The sequence below is a fragment of the Frankia sp. KB5 genome, from assembly GCF_002099325.1.
GTDB classification, from domain to species: Bacteria; Actinomycetota; Actinomycetes; order Frankiales; family Frankiaceae; genus Frankia; species Frankia casuarinae.
The window spans coordinates 12,523-32,222 of sequence record NZ_MRUJ01000151.1 but is presented as its reverse complement, the minus strand read 5'-3'; the positions used below and the strand labels follow the sequence as shown (position 1 = coordinate 32,222).

Annotated in this window: 16 protein-coding genes and 2 pseudogenes; 10 read left to right on the top strand and 8 right to left on the bottom strand. The window is 68.3% G+C overall.

From position 1 onward, the window contains the following. The 3 genes and pseudogenes from KBI5_RS15540 to KBI5_RS28750 form a co-directional block, all read right to left on the bottom strand. Positions 1–589: pseudogene (locus tag KBI5_RS15540) on the bottom strand (aminoglycoside phosphotransferase family protein); the annotation flags it as partial. Between the two features lie 200 nt (positions 590–789). Further along, positions 790–2,478, bottom strand: a complete 1,689-nt coding sequence (locus KBI5_RS15535) for a CocE/NonD family hydrolase (RefSeq protein WP_011435239.1) — start codon at positions 2,476–2,478, stop codon at positions 790–792. 251 nt (positions 2,479–2,729) lie between these two features. Further along, positions 2,730–2,938: pseudogene (locus KBI5_RS28750) on the bottom strand (ABC transporter permease); the annotation flags it as partial. 458 nt (positions 2,939–3,396) lie between these two features. Between KBI5_RS28750 and KBI5_RS27920 the strand changes: the two are divergent. After that, complete coding sequence (locus KBI5_RS27920; protein ID WP_085015646.1) at positions 3,397–3,804, top strand: pilus assembly protein TadG-related protein; 408 nt, start codon at positions 3,397–3,399, stop codon at positions 3,802–3,804. Here the strand turns inward: KBI5_RS27920 and KBI5_RS15515 are convergent. Both KBI5_RS15515 and KBI5_RS27915 read right to left on the bottom strand, forming a co-directional pair. After that, the gene (locus KBI5_RS15515) at positions 3,746–4,384 is read right to left on the bottom strand and encodes a hypothetical protein (protein ID WP_241882939.1); all 639 of its coding nucleotides are present in this window, start codon (positions 4,382–4,384) and stop codon (positions 3,746–3,748) included. The genes KBI5_RS27920 and KBI5_RS15515 overlap by 59 nt on opposite strands. After that, positions 4,356–4,691: a hypothetical protein gene (locus KBI5_RS27915; protein WP_241882938.1), complete on the bottom strand. Its 336-nt coding sequence runs from the start codon at positions 4,689–4,691 to the stop codon at positions 4,356–4,358. The genes KBI5_RS15515 and KBI5_RS27915 overlap by 29 nt, the downstream gene beginning before the upstream one ends. Before the next feature lie 765 nt (positions 4,692–5,456). Between KBI5_RS27915 and prfB the strand changes: the two genes are divergently transcribed. Then, positions 5,457–6,557 carry a peptide chain release factor 2 gene (gene prfB / locus KBI5_RS15510; RefSeq protein WP_085015645.1) on the top strand — a complete coding sequence of 367 codons (1,101 nt, stop codon included), beginning with the start codon at positions 5,457–5,459 and terminating at the stop codon, positions 6,555–6,557. Positions 6,558–7,179: 622 nt separating this feature from the next. Beyond that, positions 7,180–8,016: a polysaccharide deacetylase family protein gene (locus KBI5_RS15505; protein WP_085015642.1), complete on the top strand. Its 837-nt coding sequence runs from the start codon at positions 7,180–7,182 to the stop codon at positions 8,014–8,016. A gap of 54 nt (positions 8,017–8,070) precedes the next feature. Here KBI5_RS15505 and KBI5_RS15500 read toward each other — a convergent pair whose 3' ends face one another. After that, positions 8,071–9,177 (bottom strand): uroporphyrinogen-III synthase, encoded by a 1,107-nt coding sequence (locus KBI5_RS15500; RefSeq protein WP_085015641.1) that lies wholly within the window; start codon positions 9,175–9,177, stop codon positions 8,071–8,073. Positions 9,178–9,656: 479 nt separating this feature from the next. Here KBI5_RS15500 and nirB point away from each other — a divergent pair, with 479 nt between their 5' ends. From nirB to cobA, 3 genes are all read left to right on the top strand, one after another. Next, entirely contained in the window at positions 9,657–12,305 is a 2,649-nt protein-coding gene (nirB, locus tag KBI5_RS15495) for a nitrite reductase large subunit NirB (RefSeq protein ID WP_085015644.1), read from the top strand. A gap of 36 nt (positions 12,306–12,341) precedes the next feature. Then, complete coding sequence (gene nirD, locus KBI5_RS15490) at positions 12,342–12,686, top strand: nitrite reductase small subunit NirD (protein ID WP_011435248.1); 345 nt, start codon at positions 12,342–12,344, stop codon at positions 12,684–12,686. Between the two features lie 106 nt (positions 12,687–12,792). Continuing rightward, positions 12,793–13,623, top strand: a complete 831-nt coding sequence (gene cobA, locus KBI5_RS15485) for a uroporphyrinogen-III C-methyltransferase (RefSeq protein ID WP_085015640.1) — start codon at positions 12,793–12,795, stop codon at positions 13,621–13,623. Here the strand turns inward: cobA and KBI5_RS15480 are convergent. Further along, on the bottom strand, positions 13,588–13,773 hold the full coding sequence (locus KBI5_RS15480; RefSeq protein ID WP_023839929.1) for a hypothetical protein: 186 nt from the start codon (positions 13,771–13,773) through the stop codon (positions 13,588–13,590). The genes cobA and KBI5_RS15480 overlap by 36 nt on opposite strands. A gap of 296 nt (positions 13,774–14,069) precedes the next feature. Between KBI5_RS15480 and ftsE the strand changes: the two genes are divergently transcribed. Together ftsE and ftsX are read left to right on the top strand one after the other, a co-directional pair. Further along, on the top strand, positions 14,070–14,816 hold the full coding sequence (ftsE, locus tag KBI5_RS15475) for a cell division ATP-binding protein FtsE (protein WP_011435251.1): 747 nt from the start codon (positions 14,070–14,072) through the stop codon (positions 14,814–14,816). After that, the gene (ftsX, locus tag KBI5_RS15470) at positions 14,816–15,688 is read left to right on the top strand and encodes a permease-like cell division protein FtsX (protein ID WP_085015639.1); all 873 of its coding nucleotides are present in this window, start codon (positions 14,816–14,818) and stop codon (positions 15,686–15,688) included. Before ftsE ends, ftsX begins: the two co-directional genes overlap by 1 nt. Here the strand turns inward: ftsX and KBI5_RS15465 are convergent. Then, positions 15,673–17,037, bottom strand: coding sequence for an HNH endonuclease signature motif containing protein (locus tag KBI5_RS15465; RefSeq protein ID WP_241882940.1), 1,365 nt, complete (start codon positions 17,035–17,037; stop codon positions 15,673–15,675). The genes ftsX and KBI5_RS15465 overlap by 16 nt on opposite strands. A 603-nt stretch (positions 17,038–17,640) precedes the next feature. Between KBI5_RS15465 and smpB the strand changes: the two genes are divergently transcribed. After that, positions 17,641–18,120 carry an SsrA-binding protein SmpB gene (smpB, locus tag KBI5_RS15460; protein WP_085015637.1) on the top strand — a complete coding sequence of 160 codons (480 nt, stop codon included), beginning with the start codon at positions 17,641–17,643 and terminating at the stop codon, positions 18,118–18,120. A 129-nt stretch (positions 18,121–18,249) separates the two neighbouring features. Continuing rightward, a complete protein-coding gene (locus KBI5_RS15455; protein WP_085015636.1) occupies positions 18,250–19,698 on the top strand; it encodes an SAM-dependent methyltransferase in 1,449 nt (482 codons plus the stop codon). The last annotated feature ends 2 nt before the right edge of the window (positions 19,699–19,700 follow it).

The window sequence follows — 19,700 nt, the reverse complement described above, 5'->3', positions numbered from 1 at the left end:
CTTCAGCGAACAGAAACGTGACGGCGTCGGCGAGCTCACTGTTCGGCAGGTCGTCGAGTGTCGCCAGGGTGGGATCGCGCCGCACCCGCAGGCGGCGGCGTATGTCGCAGCCGCCACGCTCCAACAGCTTGATAAGGCCGCGGGCCGTACCGAAAATCGGAATTCCGGTCATCGTGTCGGCGATATCCGCGAGAATGGAACTCTCGTCGACGAATGCCAGTTCCGAACGGTTCAACCGCAGATGTGGGTGTAGCCGCTGCCACAGCACTGCGTAGGCGATGTCGAAGCGATCGAAGTGTACCCCTTGCGACCCCAGTTCGTTGCGTAGCACCGCCAGCGCGTCTTCCTGCTGGCGCAACGAGTGCACCTGCAGATCGAGTGATGCCGTTCGATACCGGGTTGCCGCCCGGTCCTTCAACTCGCGCAGTAGTCGTGACTTACCTATACCGCCCACGCCGATGGCGTTGAAGACCCGTGGACCGTCACCTAGATGGGTCAGCTCTTCGGCGAAAGCCGCCAGCACCGGTTCGCGGTCCACGAAACGCCGCTGCAGTGCGGCGACCCGATGAAACCGTGGCGCAGGCGCCATGTAAACCTCCGACCATCACAGACCGCGATACCGTCGAGGACGATGCAATCATAGTCGAGCTTGACGACGCACGATGGACCAGCACATCGTGCTGCGGCGCGATCCGATCCTTCCGACCCGCACCCGGGGGGCGAGCCCGGGTGCGGGACCGCGACCACGGTTCCGCACCCGGGTAGGCGTGCGCCGTGGGATCCGGTCGGCTAGTCGTTCTCGAGCGGAATCTCGTCGAGCGGGATGTTCAGGTAGGACGAGGAGCCGTCGGTGGACGAGATCTCGATTTTGCTGTTGGTGACGGTGGCGTCGCCGAAGAACCTGTCCTTGGTGTCCACGACCAGCTGTATCTGGTGGCCCGGCGTGATGCGGTAGTCGGCCGGCTGTAGGTGGATGTCGATCGTTTGCGTCTCTCCCTCGCGGTCGTTGAGCAGGGTGAAGGGCGCGCTGGTGATGATTTTTGCCTTACCGGTACCCGGGTCGACGTCGAACAGGTGCGCCACGAGCGTCGCGCTCTTCGCGGACGGGGTGACCGTGAGATGCGCCGAGACGGTTCCGGTGATCTGACTCGGTGCGGTGAGCGGTTCGGTCGACCACACCGCGGCGTCCTCGCGGGAGATCTCCGAGGTCTCGTACACGATCGGAGCCCCCAGTCTTTCGAGGACGCCGGTCTTTACCAGGGCCGGGGCTATCAGTGCTGGGGTGTCCGTGCCGGCCCGGAAGGTGTGGCTCCACCCGGAGTTGGGCTGAGGCGTCAGTGAGCCGTCCGATGTCCCCGGCAGCGGCGCGTTCAGGTAGTAGCGTCGCGGCGGCAGCGTGTACGAGTCCCAGTCGGCGAGCTTCTTGATCGTGAACAGGTTGTGCATGTACTCGGTGTGCACGTCGCCGTCGTTCTCCACGCCGTTCTCCTCGTCGGCAACGAAGCGGTCCAGCCAGCGGAAGGTCGTCGCTGTCGGACGACTGATGCCGCCGAGAAATCCCTTGATCTCGTCGCCGCCGTGATCTCCGATCAGTACCAGGAGACGTTTGGGACCGATCAATGCGTTGAAGAACTCCACCACCGCGGGTACCGAGAAGATGGTCTCGTGCCAGTAGGTGCCGAGGAAGATGGGGACCCTCCTGGCGTTGAGCTCGTTCAGATAGGTAACCGGTGAACGGACCGCGCTGAACTCCAGCAGCCGTTCGATATTCCGATTCGCCCGGAAGTCGTCGAAGATTTCCCTGACTTCGGCGGAGAGGTTCTCCTCGCCGAACAGCTTGGCGAGCTCCTCGAACGCCAGCAGGTGTCGTGTCTCGTTCTCGTACAGCGATCGGCCCAGATCGGCCCAGGCGCTCTGCGCGCACACGGCCCGCACCCGGTCGTCATGCGCCGCGATGATCAGGCTCTGGCCGGCGCCGTAGGACGACCCCGCGAACCCGATCCGATCCTGATCCGCGCGGTCGGGATAGGTGTTCAGTACCCAGTCGATCACGGCCGAGCCGTCCGCCCGGTCCCGCGGACCGGCGACGTCTATCTTCCCTGTGGAGTCGGCGATCCCACGCTCGCTGTACGCGACCGCCAGATATCCCTTGAGCGCGAAGTTCAGGAGCATCCCCGGATACGACTTCCATCCCGTCGGCGCCAGCGGAGCCGGCATGATGACAACCGGGTGCGGCCCCGGCTTGAGGGGGACCAGCACGCCGGCGTCGAGTTGGACGTCGGCATCGGCTCCGGGGATCCTGGTCGCCGTGAAGGTCCCCGCCCCCCGCAGTTCCCCGAACTTTGCCACGGTCGCCGGCGGGAGATTCTTGAAGTCGCCGCTCTCGAGATTCTCGAGAGCGGCGATCTCCGCGTCGAGCAGTGTTCTGTCATTGGGCGCGAAATCGAACACGTTCGTGGTCTTGGCAGCCGTGGTCACTTGGATGATCCCCTTCTGGGTATGGGAAAAGGAGCCTGCCGGCGAACCTGGCCGACGGACGCGCGATCGTCCGCGGCCGTGACGAGGTGAGATCCGGATATCGGATCCGTGGTGCGGAAGTCTCCCGGTGCACGGGTTCGGAGCCTAGAGGTGTACGCGATCGTCAGGGGTGAGGTGAGTACTTTGTCCGCGCGCCGTACGGCAAGATGGTTTTGACCCGCACGCGGCTGCTGGTTACGAGCGAAGCCCTGCAGCCAGGACAGCGAGAGTACGAACAGCGCCAGCACGCCCACAGCGGCGAGCCACCGCCCGAGGYCCGCGGGCGAGCGGAAGCCGATGGCGAAGGCCACGCCGAACACCAGCGCCGTCGAGACGAGATTGCGAGCACGCTCGCCACGACGTGTCCCACGATCAGTGCGCCGCCGTTGACGTCCATCGAGCGGAACCGGTCGATGACTCCGGTAGTAAGGCGGATCAGTGCCGCATGACCGTATTCTCCCGCAATGGGGCTGCTATTCTTCCACAATAGGGTTGCTAATAGGGTTGCTGGGGCAGTGGGTTTCCGGCCTCGCCTGTTCGGCCTTCCGGCAGGAGCGTCAGCAAGGAGAACGCGTGCCCGTGACCAAACATGTGCCTGTGACCAGCGGCGGGACGGGGTCGGCCGGAGCAACGGGGTCGGCCGGAGTAACGGGGTCGGCCGGAGTAACGGGGTCGGCCGGAGTAACGGGGTCGGCCGGAGTAACGGGGTCGGCCGGAGTAACGGGGTCGACCGGAGTAACGGGGTCGACCGGAGTAACGGGGTCGACCGGAGTAACGGGGTCGACCGGAACACCGGACGGAGTCGTCCGCCCGGACGGAGTCGTCCGCCCGGACGGAGTCGTCCGCCCGGACGGGACCAACCGCGCGGACGGCGGGACCATTCTCGTGCTGACGTTGGGGTATCTCATGGTCGCGGCGATGCTGGTGGTCGTTGTGACCGACGTGTCCGCCGTCTACCTCGCTCGTCGGTCGGTGGCCTCGGCCGCCGACGGCGCCGCGCTGGCCGCTGCCCAGCRCATCGACGAGAACGCGATCTACACCACCACCGACGCCTTCGAGCGCCTGCCCCTCGCCGACATCGCCACGACCGTCGATCAGTACCAGCGCCGGGCCGATCCGAGTGGCCGCACGATCCTCACCTCCACCCTCGTCGACGCGACGACGGTGGAGGTGGAGGGCACGCGTGTGGTCGACCTTCCGGTCGTCGGCTCCCTCGGGGTGGGTCCGGTCACGGTACGTGCCGGAGCGCAGGCACAGTCGGTGGTCCGCCAGCCCGCTGCACCATGACGCCGGCCGGCGCCGGAACGCCGAACCGCGCCGGTTGCGTGCGCGTCACCCGTTGGCTTTCCTCCGACCCCTGATGCAACCAGGTCGAGGTGGCGTCCATGAGATCGTCGAGACCGTGGCCGGTGCGGCGCTCGGCCAGATCCGACACGTCCCGGACCAGCCGGGCCACCCATTCGGCCGGCCGCCCGGCGGACAGCGCCACCGCCTGAGCGGCGTGCTGGGCTGCCTCGTCGCGATCCGGGACCTCCCGGGCCAGCGCGGCCCGGGCCTGCGCCATCCGCACCGAGACCACCATGCCCGTCTGGCCGCTGCCGGTGATCAACGTCGAGGCGCGTTCCAGGTGAGGCGTGGCCTCGTCGGCCGCGCCGACGGTGGTCAGGGCCTCGGCGCAGGCCAAGGCCAGATCCGCCGGGGAGTAAGTGTCGAGCGAGAAACCCGGCGAGCCGTGGGCGGTGTCGTCGAGCCGTTCCATCGTCTGCCAGGCTCTGGCGACGGCGTCCCGGACGCCTGCCCGGTCGCCGGTCGCCGCACCGGCCACGGTCTCGACGATCTCATGGACGCCACCTCGACCTGGTTGCATCAGGGGTCGGAGGAAAGCCAACGGGTGACGCGCACGCAACCGGCGCGGTTCGGCGTTCCGGCGCCGGCCGGCCGCGCAGCCGGTGCTCCCGGGGCACGGTCTGTGTCGTGCGCTCCAGCGAGACCAGGGCGGACGTGGTAGTGATCAGATCAGACGTCTCGTAGGCCCTGACCGTCGCGGTCAGGGCTGCCATGCAGGCTTCGTGCAGGCCGGACGCGTCGCCGCGCAGACTCACGGAGCCCACCGCCGCGAGGCCGGTGGCAACCAGGACAGAGCGTCGGTCTGCGACCTCCGGGACCTCCGACACGATGGGACCCTCCGTGCTCCTGCGGGAATGATCGCGGCCTTCCGCTGGCACGCGACGGGGCGGTGAGTCGCCGCCGCTAACGGCGTGATCCGATCGCTCGGACGACGGATCCGGTTATTCACGGCGGCCTTCCTCCTCTTCCCGTGGTAGTGGTCGGTTTCCCGTGGTAGGGGTCGGTCCTTGAGTCTTCGTCCCGTCCCGGCGACATCGACCGGTGCACACGCGCGCACCGGTCGATGCGTCCGAGCTCTCCGCATCCGGGCTCTCCATGGCCGACACCCATATGGTCGCGGGGCCGYACTGTCCCGACGAAACCCGGCGTTCACGTATTCGTGCGCGAAGCGCCGCCTTCGAAGGTATCGTTTGGGGGCCGCGGACGCGTCGAGTTGTGCGCACTCGGCGATGTGGTACGTGTCTCTTCAGGGATTGGTATCGGTTGTTGTCGGAGGTTGTTGTCGGACGGCTGAACCGCCTGACCGCCCGGGGCCGCCGTAACGATTGTCCGCAGTGCGGGCGTCGGTTGGCCGAAATGCTCGTGGCATCCCGCGAATGTTTCATCCTCGTGTCGTCGAGCCATTGCATGTTTCGCCACGATGATGTTTCCCGGTCGAGGCGTCGTCGGGATGCCGTCGGGATGCCGTCGGGAGGTCGCGGGGATGCCGTCGGGGCTCGGCGCGACGCCGATGYGAACTCGGCCGGCTCCCGTCCGGGCGGACAAGATCCGTTGTGGCGGTGGCCCCGGGCGCCGCCGGTAAGGTGAACAGCATGGCCGTCGACCTGTCCGAGGAGATCAAACAGCTGGATGCCACGTTGACCGGCATCGAGACGGTTCTCGACGTGGAGGGGTTGCGCCGTCGCGCCGAGGATCTGGAGCGTCAGGCCGCGGACCCCGACCTCTGGTCCGATCAGGACCGGGYCCAGGCTGTCACCCGCCGGTTGTCGTCGACGCGCGGGGACATCGCCAGGGTGGAGGGGCTGCGTCGCCGTCTTGACGACATCGCCGCCGCCGCGGACCTCGGCGATGAGGATCTGCTCGCCGAGGCCGCAGCCGATCTTCCCAGGCTGTCCAGTGACATCGCCGGTCTCGAGGTTCGGACCCTGCTGTCCGGCGAGTACGACGAGCGGGACGCGATCGTGCAGCTCTCGGCCGGGGCCGGCGGGGTGGACGCGGCCGACTGGACGGCGATGTTGCTTCGGATGTACCTGCGGTGGGCCGAGCGGCACGGCTACGCCACGGAGGTCTTCGACACCTCCGAGGCCGAGGAGGCGGGTCTGAAGTCGGCAACTTTCCAGGTCAAGGCGCCCTATGCGTACGGGACGCTGCGCAGTGAGCACGGGGTGCACCGGCTCGTCCGGATTTCGCCGTTCGACAACCAGAACCGGCGGCAGACCTCCTTCGCCGGGGTCGAGGTCACCCCGGTCGTCGAGCTGTCCGACCACGTCGACATCGACGACAAGGATCTGCGTATCGATATTTTCCGTTCGTCCGGTCCGGGTGGGCAGGGGGTCAACACCACCGACTCCGYGGTCCGCATCACGCATCTGCCCACGGGCATCGTGGTGACGTGTCAGAACGAGCGCAGCCAGCTCCAGAACAAGGCCGCCGCGATGATCGTGTTGCAGGCGAAGCTCCTGGAGCGGCGGCGGGCCGAGGAGGCGGCGGAGAAACAGCGCATCACCGGCGGGCCACAGGACGTCTCCTTCGGATCGCAGATCCGTAACTATGTCCTCCACCCGTACCAGATGGTGAAGGATCTGCGTACCGACACCGAGACCTCGAACACCAGCGGTGTTCTCGACGGCGAGCTCGATGATTTCATCGACGCGGAGATCCGGTGGCGGCGGTCGGTTGAGAACCAGGCGTGAGAGGGYTCTTCGGAGCTTTTGTCGACGCCTGGGATGTGTCTGGTTCCGGACTGAGCGGGCAAGCCTCGCCGCACCGTCCRGGCGCTCGTGGCCCGGCGAGACGATGAGCGCCCGGCGCCCGGCGCCCGGCGCTCCGGTTCCGGAGTTCCGGAGTTCCGGAGGTTCGGAGTTCCGGGGGTTCGGGGGTCTGGAGATCCCCCGTTTCCGGGACGGCATCCGAATGTCGCCTGCCTCTCGGGGAACGGACGGTGAAAAGACAAAGATCCGGCCGTGGTGGGAAYGTCGGTGTGACGTAGGCCCGGCCGGCGGCTCGGCCCGGCCCGGCGTCGGGGAAGGACTCCACCGGATCTCCTGACGCCATTGGCATGCCGGGTATACACGTGTAGAGTTCCGGGTAGTTCGCGGACCGTTCGATTTTTTAGTTTCGGTGTCTTGATCTGGTCCGCCTACTGCTTCACCCGATGGGATGTACGCCCGYGTCACCTGGTCGTTCACAATTGCGAACCRCTGTCGCGGAGGGAGTGCGGTCTGTGTCCCTGCACACGAATGCACGCATGTATATGTGTGGAAATAACGGTGCAAATCCGGGCAAGATGGCCAGTCTCGCCGGTACGGGAACGCCGTGACCTCCCTGGCGCCTGCGGCGTCCGGCGCCGCAGGYGGCGTGTTCGAGGGTGCGCCCACGATGCCCCTGCCCGTCCTTATGTACCACGGCGTCGGTGATTCGGTGAGTGCGGACTTCCGACGCTGGGAGGTCCCTCCCGGTGCCTTCGCCGAGCAGCTCGAGGCCCTCGTCGAAAGCGGCTACCACCTCACCGGTCTCACTGACGCGCTGGYACATCCCACCCGCCGCCAGGTGGTGATTACCTTTGAGAACGGCTTCGAGGACTTCGTCACCACCGCGGTGCCCGCTCTGCGGGCGATCGGGGCCAGCGCTACCCTGTATGTGCCGACCGCCTTCGTCGGCCGGCGCGCCACCTGGCTGGATGGCTACACCGAGCGCAACCTCCCCCTGTTGGACTGGTCCGACCTCGCCGCGCTCGCCGGGGAGGGCATCGAGCTTGGCTCGCACGGTCACCGTCATCTGGAGCTCGACGTGGTGCCGACCGCTCTGGCGCGGTACGACGTCACCGCCAGCCGGCGGCTGATCGAGGAGAGAACCGGCCGGCGTCCGGACAGCTTCTGCTACCCCTTCGGTTATCACTGTGCGGCGGTGCGCCATGTCGTCGCGGCCGCCGGGTTCGAATCAGCCTGTGAGGTCGGATACCGCATTCATCAACCGACGTTGTCCCGGTTCGCCATCAGCCGATTGATCGTCAATCGGGCCGCTGGGGCGGCCGACATCCTTCGGCTCGTTTCCCAGGGGCATCGCGACGCCCTGCTCAGCGTCCGGCGAGGACTGCAGTCGGGGTGGCGGACATATCGAGYGGCGCGCTGGCGGCTCGGCCGAGGCGCCTGACGACGGGGGCGCGGGAAACTGGAGTCCGGGGCCCGGCGGTTACCGCGTGCTCTCTCACACGACCGCGAGCCGATAGCCCCGCTTGATGACGGTCTCGACCGCGCAGCCGGCCGGTCCCAGCGCGGTGCGTAACCGGGCGACGGTCATCTCGACCGCGTGTTCGTCGGTCAGCCCGGCCGTGCCCGTCCGGCGCAGCAGCTCGGCTCGGGACAGCACCCGGCCGGGACGCTCGGTCAGCGCGTCGAGGACTGCCGCGGTCCTGGGTGCGAGCATCACCGGCTCGCCGTTGACGATCACTGCCCCGCCCTGGACCCGCAGCACGTGCCCCGCGGCCTCGACGGTCCGCACCCGGCGACGCGGGAGCTCGTCGGACAGCGTGCGCACGAGTGCTCCGAGCCGGAACCGGTCCGGGGTCACCGTCGCCACGCCCTGCCGTTCGAGGGGGGCGGCACAGACCGGACCCACGCACGCGGGCAGTACCTCGCCACGCAGCGCGGTCAGCAGTTCGTCGAACTGTCCCATCTCCCGGGCGATCCGTAGCAGGCTCACCACGGCGGGCGCGCTGGTGAAGGTGACCGCGGAGACCCCGCCGGTGACGATGAGCTCGACCATCCGGCGGACCGGCCGCAGATCGTCCGGTGGTTCCCACCGGTACACCGGTATCTCGACGACCTCGGCACCCGCCGCGCGCAGTCCCTCGACCATGTCTGGCAATGGCTCGCCGTGTAGCTGCACCGCGATGCGCAGCCCGGCCAGGTTCTCCGTGAGCAGATGGGCGACGAGCTCGGCGCCGGATTCCGAGCGGGGCGACCAGCACTCGGTCAGCCCCGCGGCCCGGACGGCGCCGGTGACCTTCGGCCCGCGGGTGAACAGCCGGGCGCCGTCCAGCCGGTCGCGCAGCCGCTCGCCGAGCCCCCAGCCCTCGGCGGCCTCCACCCAGCCGCGGAAGCCGATTGCCGTCGTGGCGATCACCGCGTCCAGCGGCCGGGTGAGGCACTCCCGGGTCGCGGCGAGCAGCAGGCTGTCGTCGGCGAGCGGCACTATGCGCAGGGCCGGGGCATGGACCACCCGGGCTCCGCGCCGTTCGAGGAGGTTCGCGAGCTCGTCGCGGCGACGCGCGGCCGTGACCCCGACGGTGAAGCCGAGCAGCGGTGGCAGCACGGCGCTGACGGCCGGCTCCCTCGATGTCGCCGACGCCGGGAACGTCCCGGGTGCGCTGGTGGTTTCGGGCGGGCTGGTGGTTTCGGGCGGGCTGGTGGTTTCGGGTGTTCCGGCGGTCCCGGGTGCGCCGGACCGGTCGCCAGCGTCGGGCCGCCCGGGACTACGGATTGTCACAAGGCTACCTCCTGGGCTGGGGTCCCGCGCCGATCCCCCGGTCACCGCAGGATCGGACACGGCCATGTCCACGCGCTTGCCGGTGTGCAACGCCGGTGTTAACCGGCACCGTTGCGTATTCACGACGTCCTCATCGAGCGTTCGTCGGGCATCTCACATCCCGTCGTGTCGTGGAGTGCATGCCTTGTAGCCGGACCGACCTGACTTCGAGTCAGCGTTGACATCCTGGGTTCGTACGGTTCTGGTCGTAGCGGGTGCCCGTTCGGACCGGCACCCATCGGTTCGGACGTGCGGGTGGTGCGCGGATGTCTTCTCGATCACTGGTGGTCGTCGGCCACGGCATGGTGGGGCATCGGTTGTTGGCGGCGCTGCGGGACCGCGACGTCGAGGGGCGATGGGATGTCACGGTCCTCGCGGAGGAACCTCGGCCCGCCTATGACCGGGTGGGCCTCTCGGCGTACTTCACCGGGGCCACCGCGGAGGACCTCAGCCTCGTCGAGGACGGATTCCTTGAGCACCCCCGGCTGCGAGTGCGTCTCGGTGAACCGGTCGTCGCCGTCGATCGGGCCGCCCGGACGGTGACCACCGGTGCCGGCCGCACCTACCGGTACGACGCGCTGGTGCTTGCGACCGGTTCCTACCCGTTCGTCCCACCGGTACCCGGCCGGGAGGCCACCGGCTGCCACGTCTACCGCACGATCGAGGACCTGGATGCGATCTCCGCCTCGGCGCGCGGCAGCCGGACCGGGACCGGTGTGGTCGTCGGTGGCGGCCTGCTCGGCCTGGAGGCGGCGAACGCGCTGCGTAGCCTGGGGTTGGCCACCCACGTCGTCGAGTTCGCGCCCCGGCTGATGCCGGCCCAGGTCGACGAGGCCGGCGGGCAGACACTGCGAGCCCACATCACCGGGCTCGGGATCGGCGTCCACACCGACACGGCCACCGAGCGGATCGAGGCCGATGCCGACGGGCGGGTCGCCCGAATGGTCTTCGCCCGTCACCCCGAGGGGCTGGCCGGCCTCGACACCGACGTCGTCGTGTTCTCGGCGGGGATCCGCCCGCGGGACGCTCTGGCCCGCGAGTGCGGACTCGACGTCGGGGATCGCGGTGGCATCGTCGTCGACGAGGGCTGCCGCACCAGCGACGAGCACATCTATGCCGTCGGCGAGTGYGCCCTGGCGGCCGGACGGGTGTACGGGCTGGTCGCGCCCGGATACGCGATGGCCGAGGTCGTCGCGGACCGTCTGCTTGGCGGCGACGCGACCTTCACCGGCGCCGACATGTCGACCAAGCTCAAGTTGCTCGGCGTCGATGTCGCGAGCTTCGGGGACGCCTTCGGGACGACTCCCGGTGCGCTGCCTATCACGTTCGCCGACCCGGTGGCCAAGGTCTACAAGAAGCTGGTGCTCTCCGACGACGCGCGTAGCGTCCTCGGTGGCATCCTTGTCGGCGACGCGGGGGAGTACGGAACGCTGCGGGCCATGGTCGGCTCCGCCGGGGTCGTGCCGGACGATCCCGCGCGGCTCATCCTGCCGGCCGGCGACGTCGCCGGGGCCGGCGGCTCCGGGGCCGGGGTGGCGCTCTCCGCCGGGGCGCAGATCTGCTCGTGCAACAATGTCACCCACGGTCAGATCTGCGCCGCGATCAGCGAGAATGGTCTTACCGACGTCGCTGGGATCAAGGGGTGCACCAACGCGGGCACGAGCTGTGGCAGCTGCGTGCCGATGCTCAGGACGATCCTCGGCCAGCAGCTCGCCGCTGCGGGCCTCGAAGTGTCGAAGGCGCTGTGCGAGCACTTCGACGTCAGCCGGGCCGAACTGTTCGAGATCGTCCGGGTGCGGGGGATCACGACGTTCTCGCAGCTGATCGCCGAGCACGGTCGGGGCCGGGGCTGCGAGGTCTGCCGGCCGGTGGTGGCCTCGATTCTTGCCTCCCTCTACAACGGGTACGTCCTAGTCGGCGAGCAGGCCRCCCTGCAGGACACCAACGACCACCTGCTCGCGAACATGCAGAAGGACGGCACGTACTCGGTCGTCCCCCGGCTGCCCGGCGGCGAGGTCACGCCCGAGACGCTCATCCTGATTGGCGAGGTGGCCCGGGACTTCAACCTCTATACGAAGATCACTGGCGGGCAGCGCATCGACCTCTTCGGCGCCCGGGCCGAGCAGCTGCCGAAGATCTGGAAGCGGCTGACCGACGCCGGACTCGAGTCCGGACACGCCTACGGCAAGGCGTTGCGGACGGTGAAGTCCTGCGTCGGGGAGACCTKGTGCCGCTACGGCGTACAGGACTCCACCACGTTGGCCGTCGACCTGGAGCTACGCTACCGCGGCCTGCGATCCCCTCACAAGATCAAAATGGCGGTCTCCGGCTGTGCCCGGGAATGCGCGGAGGCGCGGTCCAAGGACGTCGGGGTGATCGCCACCGAGCAGGGCTGGAACCTGTACCTGGGCGGCAACGGCGGTCATCGGCCCCGGCACGCGGAGCTGTTCGCCTCCGACCTCGACACCGAGACGCTCGTCCGCTACATCGACCGTTTTCTGATGTTCTATGTGCGCACCGCCGATCGCCTCCAGCGCACCGCGCCGTGGGTGGAGAGCCTCGACGGCGGCCTTGGGCATGTCCGCGAGGTCATCGTCGACGACTCGCTGGGCATCTGCGCCGAGCTTGACACGGCCATGGCTTACCACGTCGCGACCTATCAGGACGAGTGGAAGACGACGCTGGCCGATCCGGTCGCACTGCGCCGGTTCGCCTCGTTCGTCAACGCCCCCGAGGGGGCCGACCCCGACGTCATCCACGTCCTCGAACGCGKCCAGCCCCGGCCGGCCCGCCCGGCCGAGCGGGCGGCCCTCATCGCCGGTGCCACGCTACCCGTGGTGGCTGACCGTTTCCTTGCCTATCCAGGCTCCTTGCCTATCCAGAGGGACGAAACGGACACAAAAGCCTCTGGATAGGCAAGTAGGCGCATCACGGACGATTTGGAGGCCGCCATGATCTGGACCGACATCTGTGCCCTGGACGATCTGACTCCCGATCGCGGCGTGGCCGCGCTCGTCAACGGCGCCCAAGTGGCCATCTTCCGGCTGAGCGACGGTCCCGTGCTCGCCGTCGGCAACGCCGACCCGATCGGCCTGGCCAACGTGCTCTCCCGGGGTCTCGTCGGCTCCCGCGGAGACCGGGCCGTGGTCTTCTCGCCGTTGCACAAGCAGGCGTTCGACCTGGCGACGGGGGAGTGCCTCGATGCCGAGGGGGTGCGCATCCCCGTCTACCCGGTGCAGGTGCAGGACGGTCGGGTGCTGGTCGGCCCCGTCGCGGCGGCCCGGCCGGTCAGCTGAGGCGATCAATCGGGCGATCAGCCGAAACGGTCGGCTACGGTGATCGGCCCCGAACGGGCTGGTCAGGCCGCACACTGGGAGAAAGCCGACGCGGGAGGGGACGAAGATGACCGGTGCGCAGACAGCCCCGGGCGGATGGGTAGCCCTTGTCGGTGGCGGTCCCGGGCGGGCGGATCTGATCACCGTACGCGGTCTACGGCTGCTCCAAGCTGCGGATGTCGTGGTGGTCGACCGGCTGGCTCCCCGTGAACTGCTGGACGAGGTGCGACCCGGTACCGAGATCATCGATGCGGGCAAGGCGCCGCACGGTCACAACCTGACCCAGGACGAGATCAACGCGGTGGTCGTCGATCGGGGACTGCGCGGGTTCGGTGTCGTCCGGCTCAAGGGCGGCGATCCGTTCGTCTTCGGTCGTGGCGGCGAGGAGGCTCTGGCCTGCGCCGCGRCCGGCCTGCCCTGCGAGATCGTCCCCGGGGTGACGAGCGCCGTCGCGGTCCCCGCGCTCGCCGGGATCCCGGTGACCCACCGGGGCATCACCCAGGACGTGGCCGTCGTCAGCGGCCACATCGATCCTTCGCATCCCGGTTCCACTGCCGACTGGGACGCGCTCGCTACCGGTCCGGRCACGGTCGTCGTGCTGATGGGCGTCGGGRCACTCTTTGAGATCAGTCACGAGCTGGTGAAGCGGGGCCGCCGGCCGGAGACTCCGACCGCGGTGATCCACGCTGGCGGGACAGCCGATGAGACGATTATCATCGGGCCCCTGGTGGATATCGCCCAGCTCGCGGCCGAAGCCGCGATCAGTTCTCCCGCGGTCATCGTAATCGGAGATGTGGTTACGCTACGTGATCGCCTTGCAGGCGTGATAGGTACCGTCGGGGCGGTCCCAGCGTGGCCGGGCTCAGGAGACGTGACGGGCGGCGAGGACCGCCAGTAGCATCACGATTGCGATCAGTGCGACGATCACCTGCGGTGACATCTGGAAGAAGTTCTGGCGCAGATACTCGCGCGAGGCGCGGCAGGTGGGACACCGGCCTTCGACCACTAGTCCGGCGCAGCGCGCGCAGACGAGATCCTCGCTGCCCATGGCGCCTCCTTCCCACCCGTGACGGATGCCATGATCGGKCGATCGTCGCACTTCCCCGGGATGGGGGACAACACCCGGACGTTCCGGATGGAGCACGACCGCTGGCGACGCGCACGATCGACTTCCACGTTACGCCCGCGCACGGTGGCGTGCCGCTCCGTCAAAGGTCGATCGGGCGGGCGGCGACCCGTCCGGGCTGTTCCCGGAGATTCCGGTCGGGCGTAACCTGCGGTCCCCGACCTTCGTCACGCCCTACCATACGGCTACTGAAAGTCATAGGCGTGCGGGAAGGCGCAATGATTGTTTTGAGTTCCGTGAGCAAGCGGTACCCGAACGGCGACCGGCCGGCGCTGGTCGATGTCACCGCGGAGATCGGTGTCGGTGAGTTCGTCTTCCTCGTGGGTCCGTCCGGATCGGGTAAGACCACATTGCTGCGATTGCTGCTGCGGGAGGAACGAGCGACGTCCGGCCGGGTGCTGGTGGCTGGCCGTGACGTCGCGCGGATCCCGGACCGCGGGGTGCCCCAGTTGCGCCGGCTGGTCGGCTGTGTCTTCCAGGACTTTCGCCTGCTACCGAATCGGACCGTAACGGCGAACATCGCGTTCGCCCTCGACGTGGTCGGCCGTCCTCGGCATGTCGTGCGCAGCGTCGTGCCGGAGGCACTCGACCTGGTCGGCCTCGCGGAGAAGGCGGACCGGTATCCCGACGAACTCTCCGGAGGCGAACAGCAGCGGGTCGCGATCGCCCGGGCGTTCGTTGGCCGTCCACGGATCCTGCTGGCCGACGAGCCGACCGGCAACCTCGATCCGAACACCAGCATCGAGATCGTGAACCTGCTCGACACTGTTCATCAGGCCGGCACCACCGTCGTGATGGCCACCCACAACGCGTCGCTCGTCAACGCGATGCGCCGCCGGGTGCTCGAGCTGAGCGACGGCGCGCTGATCCGGGACGAGGCTCGCGGACGTTACAACCAGGATGATCTGGCGGTGCCGATGATTCCCCGGCCCCGGCCCAGGGTGCCGGCCGACCGGGTCCGCTGATGCGACCGGGTCTGCTGGCGTCGCTGCTGTGGACGGGCCTGCGCCGCAACCTGGCGATGACCTGTGCCATGATCATAACTGTCACGATCTGCCTGGCGTTGCTGGGGTCGGGCCTGCTCCTGCGGGCGCAGGTGCACACCATCGACGACTTCCTGCTCGACCAGATCGAGGTCGTCGTTGATCTCTCCGATGGCATCACCCCGGGCGAGCGGTCTGCCCTCGATGCCGAGATCGCGGCGGATCCACTGGTCGCCGACGTGCGGTACGAAARCAAACAGCAGGTGTACGACCGTTTCCGCCGGGACTTCCGTGGATCGCCCGACGTCCTCGCCGGTGTCGGACCCGACGACCTGCCCGCGGCGCTACGACTCACGCTTACCGATCCGCGAGCGGCCCGCGACATCGTCGTCACCTACACCGGCCTCGACGGGGTGGAAGCTGTTCGCGACCAGCGCGGCCTGCTTGACCCGTTGTACCGGTTCCTCGACGCCTTCACAGCGGGCGCTTTCGCCCTCGCCGGCGTGCAGGCCCTGGCGTCCTTCGCCCTCATCTACACGATGATCCGGATCTCGGCGCACGCCCGGCGACGGGAGACTTCGATCATGAAGATGGTCGGTGCTTCCAATGGAACAATCCGGGCTCCGTTCGTCTTGGAGATCGCGGCGGTGGGGCTGGTTGGCGGGCTGCTCGCCACGGGCGTGCTTGCGTTGGCCAAGATCTACCTGGTGGACGGCCGGTTCGCGAAGCAGACGATGTTCCCCCTGTTCGGTTGGTCGGCGGTCYGGGAGACCGCGGCCGTYGTGCTGGGGGTCGGTGTGCTCGCCGCCGCCKTGATGGCTTCGGTGGMGCTCCGCCGTCATCTGCGGGTCTGAGGCGTCATCCGTCGCTCGGCCCCGGTTCGCTTCGATTCGATTCGATTCGATTCGAACTGGACATCATCCTCGATGAATACTTCCTTGAGATAATCTTCGGGTGACACCTCATATTGGCGTCCCTCCGGGCTCGTCCAGGTGAAATGTCCAGGCCTGGGCTGGCACACGGACCATCCCTTCTGCGTGGATTGATCAGGAGATGATGTGCCCGGCCGCCCCGGTCTTCTCGTAGCTCCTTGCTTGGCGTCACGCCTAGGCCGCTTTTCACCCGAGTGTTTCAGCCGGTGATGCCTCCGGCATTTTGGCCCGAGGTTCTGCTCGCTCGTCTGGCCACCTCGACGATGCGGCCTGGTATGATCAAGATCGCAGTGAATGGAAGGCTGCTCGCATCCCGGAAAGACACATGTAGGGTTTCGAGTTCGAACATGACGAGCCAGGGCGGCCGAGGGAAAGCGACGCCGGCTGACCTCCAGAACTCGTCCTTCCGGCGGATCCATCAGTATCCGCCGCCATGTGCATCGGGGGTTCTCGGCCATCTCGCGAACGAGTCCGGCCGGTATCGGGCCATAACCGGGAAGTTCCGCCGGCCGTTCCGACATACCCAGCAGACAGGAAGCCGACACGACCACCTGMATCTCGATACTGACACGGTCACGATCCCGCCCCATCAGCAGGTCGTAGAAAACGTCGGCCCGACGCTGCTCGAGCCCGCGACCGTCCTGCGCACCGCCCGCTCTCCTCGCCAGAAGGTCCACTCGTCGAAACGCCGCGAGCATGCGGTCCGCCGGAAGCGAGGCCGAGATGCGGCCCATACCATCCGGCTCGGCCCGCACTGTCACCCGACGCGCCTTCGTCGCCCTGCGGCGACGCTGTTCCGCGCCCTGAGGGTCTACCAGCACCACACGCCGTCGAACGGCGGCCGCGAACGCTGCGTGGCTCGGCCGCCCACCCCGGCGCAGAACCGTCTCCGCCACGTCCGCGGCCTGGTCGTCCGACAGGTTGGCCGTCAGTCGTTCCAGCACGGTCAGCCGCTGGGAATCTAGCTCACCATGTTCCAGAGCAGTCAGCGCTGCCGGCATGYGGCGGACGACGCCGACCGCGAAACCCAACTGTTTGTTTCCCGCCGCTGATGACATTCTCARCTCGGCGGCCAGTTCGTCTCCCGCGAACTCGTGAAATCCCCTGGCAACCCCGCTCTCATCCTCTTCCGTGGGCGRCCGTAGCTGCGCGAACCTCGCTCTCACGAGCAGCCGTGCCGCCTCCCAGCGCGCGATCTCCCGACCGATCTCCACATCTGCCCGGAGGCATCCGTCCGCGTCGAGTTCAGCTACACGATGACCATAAACCATCGATGAGTCCAGATGACGGGAAAGAGAACCACGGTCGTCGACTCCGGTGTCGCGGGGGCCCAGGGCCTCTGCTTCCTCGCGCGGGCTGGACTCGCCTGAACTGGACTCGCCCGGACTGGACTGTGAGCCGGGCCGAAGCGATGAACCGGGTCTGGTCACTGGATGCATCATGCCGCCTGTCATGGGCGCGTAGAGGGAGCGGTTGGATCTGCCGGCAGGAATCGCCGCCGATCCGCCTGAACACTCTGGTCATCGAACGTGTGTTCGAGTATAGTACTCGCTGGCACCGTTCATCAAGTCCATCGTCATCAAGTCCATCGTCTCGACGGCCGAGCAAGCTCGACAGCCGAGCAAGGAGGTGGAAGGTGCTGAACGCCCAGGTCGCGCCGCCGCGGCGGCTCCTCCGCGGGGCGCGCTGACGGCGCTCGTCGCCCTACGGAGCGCTCGGCGACGTCACCCGGGCCACGTCGGCGACCGACGATGGCGCTCACATGATCGATACCATGGGTGTCCTCGCGGTGGAGCCGGCGTGTCACCGACGCGGGAGGCAGGACGTAGGTTCGGAGAAGATTTCGCGAACGGTGTGGGAAGAGGGACAGGACAGTGCCGAGGGAGACGGGGCGCAGACTGATCGCGCAGAACAAGCGCGCCCGGCATGACTACGACATCCTCGACACCTACGAGGCTGGGCTGGTGCTCCGTGRCACCGAGGTGAAGGCGCTGCGGGCCGGGCGGGCCTCGCTCGTCGACGGGTTCGCCCAGATCAGCGATGGTGAGATCTGGCTGCACAACGTGCACATCCCCGAGTACACCGAGGGGACCTGGACGAACCACGCTCCCCGCCGCAAGYGCAAGATGCTGCTGCACCGGGCGGAGATCGAAAAGCTGGTCGGTAAGACCCAGGAGGGTGGGCTCACGCTGGTCCCGCTCTCGCTCTACTGGAAGGACGGGCGGGCGAAGATCGAAATTGCGCTGGCGCGTGGCCGCAAGTCCTACGACAAACGGCACGCGATCGCGGAGCGGGACGCGGCCCGGGAGATCGGCCGGGCGATGGGCCGCCGAGCCAAGGGGCGCTACCTCTGATAGCCAGCCGTCCATGACACCGTCCGTGGTGCCGCCGATGTTCCTGTCGACGTTTCTGTCGATGTTCCCGTCGTCGTTATTTCGTCGTCGGGCCGCGGATTCGCCGGTTCCGGCAGCATCCGGGTCGCCGTGACCGCCTCCGACGGCGACCGGCTGGCGCAGTTCGAGGCCCTGCTGAGCGCCCAGGGTAAGGCGGTGCTGGCGGCGGCGGTCGCGGCATTTGCCGAGGATGAGCGTGCCGGTGGAGGCGCGGCCCGGGAACTGGCTGTCGGTGCCCGCCTGCGCGCCGAGGGCGTGTCCCCCGCGCTCCTCGCCGCCGCGTTCACTCAGGCGGAGCTGAGGCGGCGCGCGATGGTCAAGTTTGCTCGGGCCGATCGGATGTTCTTCACCCGAGCCGGGTTGGAACAAGCGTCCTCGCAGGCGGCGGCCGAGCATCGGGCCGCGCGGTTCGCCGGTCTGTGYCGGCTCGTCGACCTGTGCACGGGGATCGGCGGGGACGCGTTGGCCCTCGCGCGGGGCCGGGAGATCATGCTCGTCGACCGGGATCCGGTTCATCTGCGGATGGCCGCGCTCAACGTCGCCGTCCACGCGGTCGAGGGCACGACGGTGCTGCCCACGACGGTGCTGCCCACGACGGTGCTGCCCACGACCGCGCCGCCCACGGGATCGACCGTGCCGACGGGATGCCTCGAGACGCGCCTGTCCGACGTGCGGGAGGTGGACCTCTCCGGATGCGACGCCGTGTTCGTCGATCCGGCCCGGCGTGCCGGCGACCGTCGGTTGGTGTCGCGGGCGAGCGAGCCGCCGCTGGCCTGGTGCTTCGGGCTTGCCGACAAGGTTGCGGCCGTCGCGGTGAAGGCCGCGCCAGGGCTGGCGACGGAGCTGGTTCCCCCCGGCTGGGAGATCGAGTTTGTGGCCGACGGACGGGATCTCAAGGAGGCCGTACTGTTTTCACCGGCCCTCGCGACCGCCTCGCGTCGCGCCACTGTGCTGCCCGGGCCGGGCGGCTCGGCGTCCCTGCGGGCCAGAGGAGCGCCGGTGAGCCTCACCGGGACCCCGGATCCAGTCGTCCCGGCGGATACAGGTCGGGCGGGTCGGGTGGGTCGGGTGGGTCGGGTCGGCGAGCTAGCCGGTCGGGTAGCGGCTCCGGGCCGGTTCCTCCACGATCCGAGCCCGGCGGTCACTCGGGCGGGCCTGATCGGCGAGCTCGGGCGGCGCCTCGGAGCCTGGCAGATTGATCCGATGATCGCCTTCCTGACCTCCGACGAGGCAGTGACGACCCCCTTCGCCCGCCTGCTGTGCATCGAGGCCGAGCTGCCCTTCGACGTGCGCCGGATCGCGGACCTGTTGCGGTCTCGTGAGATCGGGTCGCTGGACGTCCGGCGACGCGGTCTCGCCGGCGACGTCGAGGAGATCCGTCGCCGGTTGCTACCCCGCCGTCGTGATCTGATTCCCGGTGGACCGGCCGTCACCGTGGTGATGACGAGGCTGCGTGGAGCTCCCTGGGCCTTCGTCTGCACCCCGGTATCGGATGTCGGGGGTATCGGATGTCGGGGCGGTGGCGACCGACTCTCATGACC

Coding starts and splice junctions, on each gene's coding strand:
- KBI5_RS15480 (WP_023839929.1), bottom strand. CDS start 13,773: ATGGGCAGCGAGGATCTCGTCTGCGCGCGCTGCGCCGGACTAGTGGTC.
- nirD (WP_011435248.1), top strand. CDS start 12,342: ATGATCTGGACCGACATCTGTGCCCTGGACGATCTGACTCCCGATCGC.
- KBI5_RS15515 (WP_241882939.1), bottom strand. CDS start 4,384: ATGCAACCAGGTCGAGGTGGCGTCCATGAGATCGTCGAGACCGTGGCC.
- ftsE (WP_011435251.1), top strand. CDS start 14,070: ATGATTGTTTTGAGTTCCGTGAGCAAGCGGTACCCGAACGGCGACCGG.